The following is a 16,372-nucleotide window of genomic DNA, read 5'->3' as shown; positions in this document are numbered from 1 at the left end:
TTCAAGTCCTTTCTATTGTTTTACTCGTCCTGCACCGATTAAGTGCTGTTGCCAGTAACTACTACTTAGGTCTGCATATCCTATCGGGTCGCCTGCATGGTACATCTGGTTATTTCCTACATAGATACCGACGTGGGTCACATACGAACCAGCGTTATAGGTAGAATGGAAAAACACCAAGTCCCCAGCCTTTGCCTGCGAGAGTGGAAGATGTTGGGTAGCGTCATACTGTGCTTGTGCTGTTCTCGGTAAAGAGATACCAGCTTTTCCATAGCACCATTGCACAAGTCCGCTACAATCAAAGGAAGTGTTCGGGTTACTGCCACCATACACATACTTCCAGCCTTGATATTTCAACGCTTCATTCATAATCGCTTGTGCCGTCGCATTATCAAAGTGTGCCACGGTCAAATATTGATTGACTAATTCCACATAGAACATATTTCCATAGCCATACCGCCAGCCCCCGTTCTTTGCAACAGCTATCGGGTTGGTGTAGGTTACTTTCTTTCCACCCGACTTCTCACGAGCGAAGCTCTCTGCAAGGTTAAAGGTGTGTTTTTTCCCTTTTCCTGCCACATATCCCACATAGCCACCGCCATAGTTATAAGACTGTATCGCTACATTCAAATCGTCGATACCTTGATTTTTGCAGGAAGAAAGCAGGGATGCAAAATACTTACACCCCTGCTTGATTGAGCTTTCCGTATCTAAAGAGTTGGGTGGTAGTCCCAGACTTTCCGAACTCTGCATAATATCTTCTGCCGTACCGCCACTTTCTACTTGAATGATAGCCAGTAGCACATTGACATACTCGGAAATACCGTATTCTCTGGCGTACTTTTCTACCATAGGCTGATGTTTCAAGACTTCTGCGGATAAGTTCATACCCGTAATGCCAGAAGAAAAGTTGCTGTTCTTGTCGTCGCTGTCCGCACTAATCAAGACACCAAAGAAAAGCACCAGAGAAAAGAGGATAGGAAACAGACTGCCAATGAGAGCGATATGTTTCAGTTTCATTTTTTCTTCTGTCCTTTCTTCGTTACAAGGTTACGAGTTTTCTCTATGGTCTGCTGGTTCTTCTGGACGCTCTGCGTCTGCTGAACCTTTGTCCTGCGGTCTTTGGTGTAATTCTGGCGTGTTTCCTGCGATACCACTTTTTCTACATTCTGCCTATGTACTGTCTGTGTAGGCTGGGTCGCTTTCCTATCAGAAACACCAGAAGATAACGGACGCTCTTTCACAACATTTGTCTTGACTGGTTCACTTGCTTTTGAAGTGGTCGCTGTGGCAGGACGTTTCACTTCCTGCATTTTTTCAGCACTCGACTTTGGAATAGTTGAAGTTGTGGCTGGTCGCTTGATTTCCTGCATTTTTTCAGCACTCGGCTTTGAAGCTGTGGCTGGTCGCTCATGGGGACGGGTAGCTCCCGTTGTCGCTGATCCGTCAGCCTTTCGCTGTACCTGCCTTGCTTCTTGTGCCTTTTGAAGCTCCATACGCTTGTCAGCGATATTTTTCTTATGCTGTTCCTGCTTTTCCAATCGTCCCATCTGTCTGGATTGCTGTTCCTGCACCATGCCACGCTTGAAGTCGGACACGCTGGACTTTGCCTTTTCCTTTGCGGAATACACCGCATAAGCGGTCTGTGTCGGCATATCCTTGATATTCTCTTTGACAGCGGTTGCCTTGTCTTTCACTTTATTTTTCGTATCTAAGACAGCCCCCACCTTTGAACCTGCACGCTGTCCCATGCTGGAAGTGGTATTGCCCCGACTGTCTTTTGTGGCTGTGTTCCTTGTCGGTTTTCTGTTTGAAATCGTGCTACCTGCCACCGCACCAGCAACACCGCCAGCAGTAACCGCACCAGCAAGCCGTCTTTCCATACGCCTAGCTCTATGTCGCATAAACAGATACGGTCTGCGGAATATCCTGCGTCCCATGTTTTGACTGTCATTAGCGTTCAAAGAGAACATATTCATTAAGTCCCCTAACTTGATAAAGATACCTGCGAAACACACTATCTGTAAGAACGCCACCATAAAAAACGGGTACTCTTTGGAGATGTTATAAAACATACTGGAAATACTGAACGCCACCGTTACAATGAGCGTTATTCCTGCCCGTGTCATTATGGTATTAAACACCCTCACGATTGCCTGCTTTGCCAGATTTTCTTGACTGGGTATCATGGAAAGAAGAAAACTGATAGGTAAAAACATTGAAAAGATAATAAAGAGTATCTGGCTTAATATCATTATTCCTGTCAGTAGGAATACAAAGATTGTGATACCTATATTAAAAATGAATAGGAAGAACACCATGCCTAAACGGTTCACGACCTGCGGTATCGTCAGATTGTTGTTGTCGTTGTCCTCTATTTCTGTTTTCACGACTTCTTCTCTGGTCTTTCCGTCCTCGTCCTCTGGGCTTGCCGATACAAGAGCTTCCACACGGTCTGTCCCGATTTCCTCTGCATTGCTGTTCCCGAATTGTAAGAGTAGCCACGGCTGTTCCACTTGAATAGAAAATAGGCTGTCCCGTATCAAGTCCACGCTGTCCTTGCCCTCGCTGTCAGAGTTGGGGAGCATGATTTTTGTTCCCAAATCAAGTGAAGCGGTACTGATGTCTGATGAAAATTCATTTATCTTCTTGATGTAGTCGGGGGCATAGGCGATAAACGAAGCGGACAGCAAGAACACCACAAGAAAATTGATAACCGCTTGAACCGCTTTGCTGGTTTCTCTTTTTATCAGTCCCGTATAGGCAACATAAATACCAATGATTAAAATTATCAGTAATAGAGAACCCACATAAAATCCCGTACTCCCGAAGCCATTCTCGGTAACGCCTGCAAGGGTCTGTATGCTCTTTCCGATACTGTCTGCCATATCGTTGATGAAGTCCAGCTTATAGGCTTCCTGCACCACATAGCCCGTTGCATTGCTTAAATAAAGGCTTATCGTCCAGACAAAGTTGGTAATGCAGTAAAGCCCGTACTGCACCGATTTTCCAATCCCGTCCAGCCAGTTCCACGGAAGCCACGACCAGCTATTATCTACATAAAAATCAAGCTGGTAGTTGGAAAGGGGATATTTTGAATATAGATTTTCTGCGTTTATGGTATCGTCCACAAGACCCGTCGCATGAGCCACCGTCCCCAGAAGTGAAAGCAGGATAAGGGAGAGTGCCACCACGAACAGAGCCATTTTGAAAAAGTGGAAAATCTTCTTTTTTGTGAACGCACCTTTTATCCTTTCTTTCATCACTCCACCTCATTTCTCTGTACGGGCGGTCTGGTATCAAAAGCGTGTAGCAGTTCTTCAAAGACTGGGTGTATCTGCACCACACCGACACGTCCGTATAAGTCCTGCAATAAGCATTGTCCGTTCTCTAAATCACGCAAGCGTTTCTGGTTGTTCTCGTCGTCCTTGTCGATACCGAAAAATTCTAAGGTCTGTTTTATCTCGTTGATGTCAGTAGAACGAAAGGCAAACTTCAAGCCGATATTGTTTTTCAGACTTTCCTTTGACACGTCCCCAGAAGATTGTGTAACGAAATAAACGCCTGCCTGCATAGCTCGTCCAGCACGAACCAGCTTGTTAGAGAGCGTTTCTCCTTGTGCCACATTTAAGAACGCCCACGCTTCGTCAAGGTCTACAATCTTAAAAATACTTCTGTCCGAATGGATAAAATCAAGGGCAAAGGTACTAATCACAATCAGCATAGACACCGATAATAATTCAATGGTCGTGTATTCCTCAAAGGTCGTGTCCTTATCTGGCAACACAAGGTCGGCTACTTGAATGATATTGAGCTGGTTATCCAGACTGATTGCATTTTCTACTGTACCGTCCGAAAACAGCAGGTGTGCAAAGTCGTAGTCCGTGAAGCTGTCGATATGGTCTGCGATATTCCTTGATACTGGCGTAGCTTCACGGCGTAGCTCGTCTATCACATGGAGCAAGCCCCGACTGTCACTCTGGGTAACGGAGCGTACCGCCTTACGAAGTACGGGGAATTTTTCGCCGTCCCTAGAGGAAATACCCGTAAGGAATGTCAAGATGTCGATTGCCAGACTTTCAGCGTCTTTTACATTCTTCATAATCACAAACGGGTCAAGAAGTCCTGCATTATCTTTATCGCTGGTAAGATTTACGATATTGATTTCATGGGCTATCTCTGGAAGCGTTTCTTTCCAGTTGCCACGCTCGGACTTTGGGTCTAAGATAACCGCTTGTCCCCCAAAGAGAACCGAATAATACACCAGAAGATTGTTGCAGAACGACTTACCACCGCCAAGCGAACCGACAAAAGCAGAAGCAAGGGCATTTGTAACTGTGCCTTTTACGCCCTGCGAAGCTAAAGACGGTTGCAGGTACACATTTCTTCCCGTATCAACGGAATAGCCCATATAGATACCCGTAGTTTCCCCTAACTGTTGTGTCGCACCAAAACCAAGCCCTGCCAAGAAGTCTGATTTTACATACTGCACATAGTCGTTGATATATCGCTTGCTGGCAGGAAGAAATTCAGAATGAAGCCCCAGCATATCCCCAGCAGGACGCACCAGCTTTACATTGAGGTCGTCGTAAAAGTCTTTGACTTCATCACAACGGCGTTTCAGCTCGTCAAGATCGGGTGCAGACACCCGTATCACGTAGCTTAACTTATACATACTTTCTTTGCTCTGGTCTAAGTCTGTTTCCAGCTCGTCCACGCTGTCTAATGCGTCCACCACATTTGAGCTGGTTTCACTTCCTGCTTGATAAGCGTGATTGTCAAGGTCTTTCAATTCCTTTTTCTTATTTCTTACTGTGGTAAGTGCTTTTCGGTTCTCCACGATTTCTACATTCATAGAAGTATCAACGGGGAATGTGAATTGCTGTTGCTGGAAATAGAAGATTTCAGACGACGGAAAATCAAGCTCGCCTACAATCGCATTGACAGTAAAGTAGGACACATAGCTTTCCTTGTCCTCATGTTCCAATCGTAAATACCGCTGGCTTTCCTCAATCACACACCTTGTCGGACGGATAAGGTCGTAGTATTTTATCAGCGTTTCTTTCTGCAATTTCTTCTTTGGTAGCTGGTACTCATAATCTTCATAGGCGATACCGTCCCTGCCGTAAAGATGTTCCATGAGATACCCAAAATCATTGATTTCCAAGCGACGCACCTTAAAGCGACGGGAGATTTTATTTTCCAGTAACTTTTCCATTTTCATGTAACGGTTGATTTCATCATTCGGCATGGAAACAAAATCATTCATCAGCGTGTGGTTCACTTCATGGAGAAATTCCGTGAACGTCAGCCATGCCGATTTTTTAATATTCTTCAGATTGAGTTGTTCTTCCGTAACCATGAGCTTAAAGCCAAGAAAAAAGCGGTAGTCCACTTGATTGTCCCCAATCATAGATACTAACGCTTCGGTCTGTTCGTCTATCTTCTGATAGGCAACTTCCTTTAATTTTCCAGTTACCAGTTTCTTTGACTGCTCCTGCTGACTTCGGATTGAGCTTTCTGTGGCAATCTGCAACGCATGAATTTTACCCTCACGGGACTGTGCGATAAGCTGTCGAAAGCTGTCATGCACGATAAATTTCTGCTCTGCGGATAAGAAAGAATAGTTGTACGGTATCAGCTCATAGTAAGCGAACACCTCATTGTCCTTGTTCCAGACAAGGTTATTGTCAATATATTTTATCGGTAACATAGTTCACACTCCTTACTGCCGTGATTGTTTCATTCAAGGTCTGCTTATGCAGTTTTACGGCTTTTCCTGCATAAGTGATTTTAGGTCGCAGGGCATAGGTTATCTGTGATTTCAAAAAGTTGTACGGCTTCTTTCCGTCAAAGGTTTTCTGCGACATGAACCAAGTGAGAGCAACGGGAATACCAAAATATTTGAGAAATGCTCCCTCAATCATGGAAAGTGGGGGAATATCCCCAAACAGAATGATGATAAATTCCGTAATCACAAACCATGTAATCTGTGTAAAGGTAACGGGAAAGGGTAAGTTAAAGTCATTGATTGCATACAAGACTTTTTCCACGTTCCAGATACCCGTGTAGCTTTTAATCTTTTTCAAGTTCTTTCAGCTCCTTTCAAAATAGAAAAGGACAGCCATTTTCAGACTGTCCCTTAAAAGAGAAATACGCTGTCAGTAGCAACAATGCTTGTCGCTGATCTTCCAGCGTTAGTATGGTATCTCGCACATACCTCGGCTTGTTTCAATAAAGCAACCGCCCATATCCAAATCTCGCCCGTAGGCTTCATAGTCAATGTAGTTCTGTAAGCTGGGTGGAATGTCGCCAAGTGCCTGTAATTCGTCTATGTAGTAGTAGGCAACGTCTGTCATGGTTTCACAGTCGGGATAATAATAAATATTGTCCTTGTGTTCCACGACTTCTTCCAGCGTCCCGTAGTGGCTGATAAATTTGTCCAGACACTCTACGATATAGTCGGGAAGTTCCTCTATCATTTCATACATCTCATTGAGTTCTTCAATAGAAACATACTCGCCAATCGCAATGGGGAAGTTATCGGTATCATGGATTGCGTATTCCTCATACTGTTCATTCAATCCGATTTTTTCTTTTACATCTTCCTCGTCAATAGGAAATGTGAACCAAGCACCGACTAAATAGCCCTCATTGTATTTGCCAAGATTAGCAATGTAAACCGCCATATCATCAATCATAAGCACCACCTCATTTCCTACTCTGGCAGTTCAAAAATACCGTGTTCCGTTATTAAAAATTTCCCGTGTTCCTGCAAGTGAGAAGCGTAGGCTTCAAAGTCAAAGTAATATTCTTGACAGTCCTCGGACAGATGTTTGAACGTCGGGTCGTTCATCAGCTTTTGCCTTGCAACATCTATCATGATTTTGCAGTCGGGATAAACCGTAATCACATTTCTGCAAATATAAAGTGCTTCTAAATTTTCATACACCGTAAGAAGTGCTGTATATTCTTCCTGCATATCGCTCGAAAGCTGGCGGTACATAAAATCTAATTCGTTGAGCTGGTACACGCTGGTATGTTCGTGGACTTCATCAGCATAAGGCAACACCTTTTCGATAATGCGGTAATCCCCACTTTCTGCACCGACACCCAGCTTTTCTTCAAACTCGGCAACATCTATCGGCAGGTCGAACCAGTATGATATTGTTTCTTCGCCAGTTGTTCCTCTCGTTTCCACCAGCACCCTTGTTTCCTGCATTGTTCCTCACGTCCTTTCTGTTGTTTTATCACATCTTTTATGGTCTGGTACGACATACCAAACACATACTTTGAAAAATCTTCTAACTGTCTTTCTTCATAGTCGGCAGGGTTCAGTCGTTTCATTTCATGCCACACCTTACGCTTGTAAGAGGGCAGGTCGGAAATGTATTCACAGCCGACTTTTACCTGCATATCCTTAAAAATATCGTTCATTTCATCACTCCAATCTGAAATTTAGGTAAGAAAAAAGCAGTCAATCCTAAGACTAACTGCTTTGTGTGTATAGATATAATTTGATTAAGTTTTAAAACCAGCTTATTTTTTCATCTCTAAATTGAGGGTTATCGCTGTGCTGATATGGATTGTAGTTATTCAAATTGCAACCATATTCTTTTAATGATTTGATTTTGTTATCTTCTGTCCATTCAATTAAGGAAATACCGTCAAATTCTTCAACACTTCCCGTATTCATTTCATTTTTAAAATACCATTCGACGACAGTTTGATTTTCTTTATGAAAGAACTGTTTAATATCCCAAATAATGACTTTACCACGAGTATTCCATTCATTAAACCAATGTTTTACTGTTTTAAGATTTTCATATTTAGGACACCAGCTTTCCGTATAAACAACATCTTCTGTAAAAATTTTATCCATTCCTAAATCTTGCTGTTTAAGCCACATATCGAACCATAAGCGAATGATTTTTTCTCTCTCATTCATAATAAAACACCTCAATCCTAAGACCAATTACTTTGTAAATAATGAAGTTGAAAATTTATTTTATAGAATTTTTGCCATATAAAACTCATCAACAAAGGAACCAGCAACAAACATTGATTTTTTTCTTATTCCTTCAATTTTAAAACCATTTTTTTCATACAAATTTTTTGCAGTATTATTACAACATTCAACTGTCAGTTCCAAACGGACAATATTATTTGTTTTAGCCCATAAATCTAAATTATTAAAAAAAGTAGTTCCAATACCTTTTCCTCTATATTTTTTTAAGATACCTATAACAATATATGCCGTATGAAAATTTCTTTCAAATTTTCCTCTTTCTGCTCTAATATAACCAACTATTTTGTCATTTTCTGTTGCCACTTGCAAAAAATCAAAACCTTGAATTACATTGTCTTGAATATCTAATTTTAATTCTTGAATAGTAGTTTTCGCTTTTCTTTCATTTGGTTCGTACATCATGTAATCTGTTTCAGTATCTAAACGATTTAATAACTCCCAAAAATCTTTTATTCTATTGATTTCCAATTTGCTATAAATAATCATATTTTCAACCTCCAATAGTATTCACTTTATTTCATATTCTAAATTATACCATTCTCATATCAGCACCACAATAAAATTTTATGCACCGATAATCTTATTGAATAGTTCTAACAATACATCTTTCACACCGCCAGCGTTGAACACCAAGCCGACAGCAATCAAGGCAACTACCAAGAAGCCGATAAGTTTTGAAAACTCACGCTTGAACCCTAAGTAGATACCGATAACCACAATCGCCATAAGCACTAAGCTCTGTGCGTTTGATAAAAACCATTGATATAAATTCTGTCCGAAATTCATTTAATTGTCCTCGCTTTCTTCTAATTGTTTCATTTCATAGTCAGCTTCTTTGCCGACATTCAAAATACACATCAAGACTACGCCGATACCCATTCCCATAGATACCAGCAGGAAGTCTTTTAATAATACCCACATTTTTCATCACTCCTAACTTTCCACCAAATCTTTTGCAGGGGTCGTCTGCTGTTTGATTATCATTTCATGCTTTTCTGTGAGCTTTGCCTGCTGTTCGATTGTTTCCATGTAGTCTGTACCATTTCCTTTATCAATCTTTTTCAGCATTTTCAAGGTCGGTGCTACCTGCCTTTGTACCCACCGCAATGTGCGGTCTAAGGTGTAAGGCTCTGGCTTTGTCGTCAGCTTCAAGCTCTGTCTGTTATCGCCGATAAACCAAGCCCAGCGGTCATTAAGTTTCCAGTCATTTTTCCGCTTGTCTGGTTCTTCATCAACAAACCGCACATACTGGTTGATAATCGAAAAGGCGGTCTGCTCTGCGTCATAATAGGTCAGCAAATCTCGTACTGCATAATAGGCACGTTCATTTCTAAGCCGTATCTCAAAACGATTGATAATGTCGGCTTCTTCCAGCGGTGTCCCCAGCTTGACGTACTGCTCATAGTCCTTTTCATAGATACAGAAATACACATCTGATTTCAGCGAACCAAGATAAAGAGTACGTCCCATATATTCTCTGTCGTCCTCTCTGTGCTTGATAAGCTCGCCCGACTGGTAAAACTTATAGCTTCTGGACTTTCCGATATATTCCCGTTTCCTGCATTTCTCCGCAAGCTCTGGAATATCCAAAATGCCCGTATGGTCGTTGATAGCAAGGTCGATACGCTTCATCACGCCACCGTCTACTAATGCGTCCATGAGAAAGTCATACCAGCTTCTTTGCTGTGCCAGCAGGTAACTTTCAAACTGCCTGCAACCACGCCCCTTTAATTCTAAAAGGACACCTTTTTCTTCGTCAGCCGACGTATAGATAAAGATGTCCCCTAAAGAATAATGCTCCGTATAACTGTAATGTCCGTAATCTTCATGGAGCATATAATTGACATTCAGTTTTAATATATCTTTGATTATGTGCTGTATATCCAGCGTGGGAAAACGAATTTTTACATAATCAAACAGCATGGTAAGCGGTGCTTCTGGATTGAACCTTGCCAGTTCTTTATGCAGAGTTTCCAGAAGTTCCTTTGACGGCTTCATTTTTCCGCTTTCTATCTTGTTGAGATATTCCCTTGTGATACCAGAAGCCACCGCCAGCCTGCCTTGTGAGATACCATAAGCAATCCGTTTCTCCCGTAATTCTTTTATCCATTGTTCTTCATTCAGAACCATACCCCCAATCTGTAAAGTGTGAAGTTTTTTCAGGCGACTTCACAACTGATTTTTGCTGGAAAACCATGCCAGAAGCCTTATGTTTCCTATGTTTTTTCGTCTATTGTCTATTTGCAAACGTACCCCTCTGTTAGATACCGAGGGGTTTTACCTGCTGGCGTGGCTTACGCCACACCAGCAACGGCTAGTCCGTGCCGTCGCCTTTCACTTCGCACGTCGCCGTCCCGTCCTGCCTTGCTTGTGCAAGAGAGCCGATAGTCTGCAAAAAATCATGTTCTTTCGGGACTAAAGGCGTGTAAAACTCACTGATAACGCTTGTCCCCACATCACAATAGCCACGCCCCTTGATACGCTTCTGAAAAAACTGCTTTTTCACATCTGAACCGAACAGCATACCGTAACCTAATTCGCTGATACGCCCCAATCCCACACGGAAATTGAAGTTATCTCTGATACCGTCCGAGAAATACTTTGCGTCTGGACGCTGGCAGGCAACGATAAGGAAATAACCTGCTTGTCGCCCTAACATAACAATTTTCTTTAACTGGCTAAGTAAGCTCACGCTTTCTTTCGTCCCCAGCATTTCAAAAAATGCCACATATTCATCAAAGATAAGAAAGCAGGGTGGCAGTCCCAGATAGGCGTAGTTTTCGCCCGTCTTATAGTTTGGGTGTCGCTTCATTTCCTCACTTCGCTGTACCATTCCCTCATAAAAGGAATTGACGCAATCAATCATTTCTTCTTTGGTGTGATACACATTTCCCATAACTGTCCCTAAGTCTGCAAGGTCAGCGTTCTTCGGGTCTAAGATATAAAGGACAGCGTTAGTATGCAGTAAGGCTTCAATGAGCGTCAGCAGAAAATACGTTTTACCGCCACCAGTCCCACCAGCAATCAGAGCGTGAGGGAGTGCGTCATATTCCCAGACAAGATTTTTCATCAGTCTAAGACAGCCGTTTTCTGCCCGTACTTCATCAATGGTAATGCGGTTCGCTATCATATCATAAAGCAGGGTATATTCGATATAGCCGTCATGTAAGGTCTTGTCGGTCAGCTCGCAATACAAGCCACTTTCCAATTTATCCTCTAACCGTAAAAGCTGGTCTTGATATTTCCCCAGCGTAATTTCACAGCGGATATGAAGCAGTCCCTTTTCCATTTGATAATAAATCTTTGGAAACCAGACGATTTTTTCCCTTGATCTGCTTTGCAGGTCAGTAAAAAAACCGCTGTCTTGTACGGTATCAGTTTCATACCACTTATTTTCCAGTATCATTCTTGCCAGCTTTTGACGGTGTAGGAGCTTCTTGAAACTGTCGTAACAGAAGCGGTAATACAGAAAAGCGACCAATGCACAAACACCAGTCGCTATCAGTATGGTTATGAAGTTGTATGTGGAAAGCGTCAAGCCGTTCTCTAACAAGCTGAAATGCTCCCAATCGGTACGCATGAGCTGTGTCATATTCAGTAGCAAGAGAACCGCCACGAATATAAACAGAAGCGTCCCTATGGAAAAGTGGTAGACAAGGTACTTGTCGCTGGCTCTGATACGGTGTCCTTTATTAAAAATCTTACGCATAAATCAATCACTCCTTTCTGGATACGAAAAAAGCAGTCAATCCTAAGACTAACTGCTTTGAGTGATATACAAGAATTTACATTTTATTTTACAAAGAATATTCCATACGTAACAATCATTGCAAAAAAGATAAGAACTACTACACCAATAGCAAGACAAACTCTAATAAAATTTTTTGCTTCATTCATATCGCTATATATTGAAGATAGTTTTTCGTTATTCAAGTTTTTTTCTCTTACCTCTTGTACATCAATATCTCTTACTAATTCGTCTAATGTTAATCCAAAATAATCGCTTAACAATACTAAGCGTTGAAAATCTGGATAAGATTGACATGACTCCCATTTTGAAATTGTTTGTCTGGAAACTTTTAACTCATTTCCTAATTCTTCTTGAGAAAGTCCCTTTGATTTTCTAAGGTTTATCAGCTTTTCATTAAAATTCATATATTGCCTCCTAATAGTATTCTTTATTTGCGACCGCAAGAATAGTATTACAAAAATAAGAGTTTTCTTCAACCAATCTTTGTTGGCAATTTGTCAACCTGCTTTAACATTATAAAAAGTATACATAGATTATAACTTTTCTTTACTGTTTATTCAAAGTAAAAAGCTGATTGTATCATTTTATTTCTTCGGCTGTCCCTGCGGTGTAGGGTTCTGTGGATTGCCTGCGTTCTGATTACTTTTATTCTTCAACACAATATCCTCTGCCTTTACATACCAGTCCACATCTGCACCCGTATAGGTCTTTCTTGATACCGTATCGGCTACTGGATTGACAAGCTCCACAACTGCATTGTACGGAAATTCCCTTAATGGTACTTCTGGCGGTACAGACACGGGGATAATTCCACCATGCAGACTGCACTTCAAATCATAGATACGCTTTTTCAGTTGGGTACTCGGTGTCCCGTCCTCGTTCTGCAAGAACACATCACGCACCGCTGTAAACTTTAATTCTCCAAATGTTTTTTCTTTGTCAATAACAAACCCGTTTGATAATCTCATAAATCTTCACTCCTTTACTTTTCTTCAACTGCTACAATATCGTCAGCAACTAACACATAATCGGTATGTCCCATATCCCCGATTGCATAACCTCTGCCGTATAATTTCGGATTGACAAGTTTTACTTTCTGTTCATACTTGAAATGCTTTTCACCAGCTTGCACGGGAATTTCCACGACAACATTTTCGCCTTTTTGTACGTCAGAATAAAGGTTATAGCTTCGTCTTGCTAAGACCCTGCGGTTATTTTTATCTCTTTCAAAGACTGGCTCACTTTCGCCTGCAAATTCAAGAGTTCCAAAAGACTGTGCCATATCTGGCACGACATATTTCATTTCCATATTGTTTTACCTCGTTTCTTTCTATTTTTGATAAGTTTTTTGATTGTGATTTCTTATTCTGGCGGTTTGGGAAGTACCAGCAATCCCCCAGATAGTAAAGGGTAAAATCAATGCTTACGCACCCTTGACTATCCGTGTTCTTGCAGGTTGTAGGCAGACAAGCCAGAATAAGCGGAAGTCTGCCGTTTGACAGCTTCGGCGGAGAGCGTGATTTTTCTTTCATCATACCGTTACCGCCTTATGATTTCTTCATTTTACGGCGTTTGTAAAGATATGTTCCAGCCAGTCCACCAGCAGACGCAAGCAACATCACGATAAATGCCATTACATTTGTACTGTCGCCCGTTTTGGGACTGTCGCTAGGTCTGTTAGGCTTTTCTGGTGTCGGTGGTGTTTCGGGTTTCTCTGGTTCTTCTGGCTTTTTCTTAAAGGTAATTGTCTGTTCCTTATCCTCAATATCCTTATGCTCGGTAACTTTCTTCGGTTCGTCTGGATTGCTCAAATCGTACAATTCTTCAAAAGTTACAAGTTGTTTGCCGTCAAGAGAAGTAGCGTCAAACGTAAAAGCAACTTCCACTTTCATAGTTTCGCTGTCAGCAGTAAAGGTGTAATCACTTTCCACACGCTTTCCATTGATAAGAAGCTCTGTATTTTCTTCTTTCAACATCTGCCAGCCCACAAGTTTGTACTGTGTACCGACTTCTAAGCCCTCTAAGGTTACTGTATCAATGATTGTAACGTCTTTTCCAGCTTCAAGCTCTTTGTTGCCGTCCTTATCGGTAGCAGTCGTATGAATTTTGATGATACGCTCTGTGATAAGTACCGTTTGCCCGTCGTCCTCAATGTCCTTATGTTCTGCAACTTTCACGGGTTCGTCTGGATTGCTTAAATCATACAATTCCTCAAAGGTAACAAGGTTTTTGCCACCTAAAGCAGACGCATTAAATGTATAGGAAATTTCCACTTTCATAGCTTCATCATCAGCGACAAAGGTATAATCGTTTTCTACACGTTTCCCGTCAATGATAAGCTCGGTGTTTTCTTCTTTTAACATCTGCCAGCCTTTGAGCTGGTATTTTGTGCCTTTTGTAAGTCCGTCTAATTTGACAGTATCAACGATTGTTACCTCTTTTCCTGCAAGGATAGTTTTTTCTCCGTCCTTGCTGGTCGCTGTGGTATGGATAGAGATTTCTTTTTCGTATTCATCAGTCAGCGTTCCTAAATCAATCACAAGATTATTTCTTGATACCACGATTTCAAAAGGTGGGATAAGTTCAAAACCTTTGTTACTGTCGCAACGCATTTCTTCAATGATGTAGGTATCATAAGGTAACGCCCCCTTGCTGTCGTCTGGTTCAGAAGTTCCAAACCACACACCGTCCTCGCTGGTCTTGCCTGCGTTGGTATTGTGCTTATGAGAAGCCCAGTCAGCAGAAGTGGAGAATTGCCCGTTATCATCAGTTACCACTACATGACTTTCGCCCGTTGTCTTGCTTGTGATCCTAAAAGGAACATCAGCAAGACGCTTATGTGTGCCTGCACCGATTTTCACACCCTCAATATCTCCACGCTTAATCTGATTGTAGATAGAATGGGCTTCGTCGGTTAAGTCCACGATTTTTCCATTTTCTGTGATTGCAAAATCAATCGGCTTCGCACCGTCAGTTAAGTAACCGTTTGGAGCTTCACTCTCAACGATACGGAATTTTCCATAAGGTAAGAGGTCAGAAGAAGTAGAAGCGATACCCTCAATATCTGTACGAATTGTTTTTACCACTTCATTTTTCTTGTATATCTTGCCCTCAACCAATACTGCATTATCATTTAAGGAAATAATGTCAAAGGCAGTATCTTTCAAAGTGGCACTTCCTTGTGGCTTTGTATCGCCCGTTTCTAAATCTCGTTTCTGAATTTTTACACCGCCACGGATAACCTTGTCTGATACGGAAAACTGGTTACTTCCAGATAGTACGGCAAGGTCGCCGTCCTCGGTAATCTGTGTTACATATAAGCCTTTTATCTGTTCGGACTTATCGCCAGCCTGCATATATGCACCGTCTAACAAGTAGCCGTTTGGAGCTTTTGTTTCTTCAACGGTTAGTGTCCCAAGTGGAAGAACCGCCTTACCGTCCTGCATATAGAAACTGTCGCCAGATACCTTGTATGTGTCCGCTAATTTTGTGATGTAATGAGTTGTCCCGTCGCTGTCTGTTTCAGCGATTGTCTTTGTAACCCATGTACGAGTGGCATCGGCAGGGAGATTTTCTTTATTGTAGAAGCCAGCATAATACTTCCATGTAAATTCCGCACCTGCTAAAGAAGCGTTTCCCTGCGGATTGTCTTTCTGTGTTTCCATATCAATCTTGAAAAGCTCAATCAAAGTGTCCGTTACTTTTGGTTTATCAGATACTTTCAAAGTCGCTGTTTCGTCAGCTTTGATTGTTAATGGATAGATTGTTTTATCCACTTTATATCCTGCTGGTGCAGAAAGTTCCTTGATATAAACTGTACCAGCCGTTACCTCTGCAACATCTGTATTTCCATTTTCATCAGTCGTAAGGGTGGCAAGCTGTTTCGTGCAGTCCTTATCAGCAAAGACACCATAGGTTGCACCTGCAATAGAGTAATTTCCGTTACCGTCGGTAATGCTGGTATTACTGGAAGTCTTTTGTAGTTTTGCATTTCCGACATTCAGCTTCGCCCAGAATTGTCCTAATTCCTGCCCCTCGCCAGAGTAGATATAACCGCCACATTCATAGCGTCCTTTATTTTCTTTGACAAAGGCTCTTGCACCAGAGAAAACTTCGTCCTGTGTCGCCTTTGGAATTTCATCATAAGAAGCTCGCACGTTATCACATTGCCAGCCAAGATGTACGCTCAATCTCTGCCAGACTACAAGCTGTCTTAAAAGGTAAGCGTGATTTTTGCTTATTCCGCTGTGGCTGTCTGTGTACTGTTTTACATATTCAATAGATAAGGCAACGTCGCTTATCTGGTCGGCACTCATGCGTGAGCTTGCGTCATCTCTGGTCTTGTAGCCATTCTTAAAGTCTGTGTTAATGTCGATACAGTAAGCGTCCTCGCCCTCAACGGTTAAATGTCCCTCATTAAAAGTAGAACCAATCGAACCGTCATTCATTACTTTTTCAACAATACCGACACGCTCTTTTGACTCCGTCCAGTATTGCTTACTTTCTGCATGGACGGGTGTAGTCGGTAAAGCAGTAACGACAGTCGCAAGAGCTAAAAAGCCCGTACACAATCGTTTCCATGTCTTTTTCAT

17 protein-coding genes are annotated in these 16,372 nt (G+C 41.9%); all 17 read right to left on the bottom strand.

Annotated features, from left to right (window positions below; all coding sequences use genetic code 11):
• Positions 1-12: 12 nt before the first annotated feature.
• The 17 genes from BLCOC_RS22070 to BLCOC_RS21985 all read right to left on the bottom strand — a co-directional run bounded on the left by BLCOC_RS22070 (position 13) and on the right by BLCOC_RS21985 (position 16,372).
• Positions 13-1,020 (bottom strand): bifunctional lytic transglycosylase/C40 family peptidase, encoded by a 1,008-nt coding sequence (locus tag BLCOC_RS22070; RefSeq protein ID WP_115623376.1) that lies wholly within the window; start codon positions 1,018-1,020, stop codon positions 13-15.
• Positions 1,017-3,263, bottom strand: coding sequence for a CD3337/EF1877 family mobilome membrane protein (locus BLCOC_RS22065; RefSeq protein WP_115623375.1), 2,247 nt, complete (start codon positions 3,261-3,263; stop codon positions 1,017-1,019). Before BLCOC_RS22065 ends, BLCOC_RS22070 begins: the two co-directional genes overlap by 4 nt.
• Positions 3,263-5,713 carry a conjugal transfer ATPase TcpF gene (gene tcpF / locus BLCOC_RS22060; RefSeq protein ID WP_115623374.1) on the bottom strand — a complete coding sequence of 817 codons (2,451 nt, stop codon included), beginning with the start codon at positions 5,711-5,713 and terminating at the stop codon, positions 3,263-3,265. The genes BLCOC_RS22065 and tcpF overlap by 1 nt, the downstream gene beginning before the upstream one ends.
• On the bottom strand, positions 5,691-6,089 hold the full coding sequence (locus BLCOC_RS22055) for a conjugal transfer protein (protein ID WP_077710004.1): 399 nt from the start codon (positions 6,087-6,089) through the stop codon (positions 5,691-5,693). The genes tcpF and BLCOC_RS22055 overlap by 23 nt, the downstream gene beginning before the upstream one ends.
• Positions 6,090-6,197: 108 nt before the next feature.
• A complete protein-coding gene (locus BLCOC_RS22050; protein ID WP_074034356.1) occupies positions 6,198-6,701 on the bottom strand; it encodes an antirestriction protein ArdA in 504 nt (167 codons plus the stop codon).
• Between the two features lie 17 nt (positions 6,702-6,718).
• Complete coding sequence (locus BLCOC_RS22045) at positions 6,719-7,222, bottom strand: antirestriction protein ArdA (RefSeq protein WP_074034358.1); 504 nt, start codon at positions 7,220-7,222, stop codon at positions 6,719-6,721.
• Entirely contained in the window at positions 7,141-7,437 is a 297-nt protein-coding gene (locus tag BLCOC_RS22040; protein ID WP_032542234.1) for a hypothetical protein, read from the bottom strand. Before BLCOC_RS22040 ends, BLCOC_RS22045 begins: the two co-directional genes overlap by 82 nt.
• A 91-nt stretch (positions 7,438-7,528) precedes the next feature.
• Positions 7,529-7,948, bottom strand: coding sequence for a nuclear transport factor 2 family protein (locus BLCOC_RS22035; protein WP_009319866.1), 420 nt, complete (start codon positions 7,946-7,948; stop codon positions 7,529-7,531).
• A gap of 60 nt (positions 7,949-8,008) precedes the next feature.
• The gene (locus BLCOC_RS22030) at positions 8,009-8,515 is read right to left on the bottom strand and encodes a GNAT family N-acetyltransferase (protein ID WP_002322989.1); all 507 of its coding nucleotides are present in this window, start codon (positions 8,513-8,515) and stop codon (positions 8,009-8,011) included.
• Positions 8,516-8,593: 78 nt separating this feature from the next.
• Positions 8,594-8,815 (bottom strand): hypothetical protein, encoded by a 222-nt coding sequence (locus tag BLCOC_RS22025; protein WP_002323342.1) that lies wholly within the window; start codon positions 8,813-8,815, stop codon positions 8,594-8,596.
• The gene (locus BLCOC_RS22020; RefSeq protein WP_005340705.1) at positions 8,816-8,950 is read right to left on the bottom strand and encodes a DUF3789 domain-containing protein; all 135 of its coding nucleotides are present in this window, start codon (positions 8,948-8,950) and stop codon (positions 8,816-8,818) included. It abuts the gene before it with no gap.
• A 12-nt stretch (positions 8,951-8,962) separates the two neighbouring features.
• Positions 8,963-10,159 carry a MobT family relaxase gene (gene mobT, locus BLCOC_RS22015; protein ID WP_074430165.1) on the bottom strand — a complete coding sequence of 399 codons (1,197 nt, stop codon included), beginning with the start codon at positions 10,157-10,159 and terminating at the stop codon, positions 8,963-8,965.
• A gap of 184 nt (positions 10,160-10,343) precedes the next feature.
• Positions 10,344-11,738 (bottom strand): FtsK/SpoIIIE domain-containing protein, encoded by a 1,395-nt coding sequence (locus BLCOC_RS22010; RefSeq protein ID WP_115623373.1) that lies wholly within the window; start codon positions 11,736-11,738, stop codon positions 10,344-10,346.
• A gap of 83 nt (positions 11,739-11,821) precedes the next feature.
• Positions 11,822-12,184 carry a helix-turn-helix domain-containing protein gene (locus BLCOC_RS22005; RefSeq protein ID WP_115623372.1) on the bottom strand — a complete coding sequence of 121 codons (363 nt, stop codon included), beginning with the start codon at positions 12,182-12,184 and terminating at the stop codon, positions 11,822-11,824.
• Positions 12,185-12,364: 180 nt separating this feature from the next.
• Positions 12,365-12,748 (bottom strand): YdcP family protein, encoded by a 384-nt coding sequence (locus BLCOC_RS22000; protein ID WP_115623371.1) that lies wholly within the window; start codon positions 12,746-12,748, stop codon positions 12,365-12,367.
• Positions 12,749-12,762: 14 nt separating this feature from the next.
• Positions 12,763-13,089, bottom strand: coding sequence for a YdcP family protein (locus tag BLCOC_RS21995; protein WP_002606075.1), 327 nt, complete (start codon positions 13,087-13,089; stop codon positions 12,763-12,765).
• Between the two features lie 238 nt (positions 13,090-13,327).
• Positions 13,328-16,372 (bottom strand): SrtB-anchored collagen-binding adhesin, encoded by a 3,045-nt coding sequence (locus BLCOC_RS21985; protein ID WP_115623370.1) that lies wholly within the window; start codon positions 16,370-16,372, stop codon positions 13,328-13,330.

Origin of the sequence: Blautia coccoides, from assembly GCF_034355335.1 — a bacterium.
GTDB classification, from domain to species: Bacteria; Bacillota; Clostridia; order Lachnospirales; family Lachnospiraceae; genus Blautia; species Blautia producta.
This window is presented reverse-complemented; position numbering and strand designations above follow the sequence as displayed.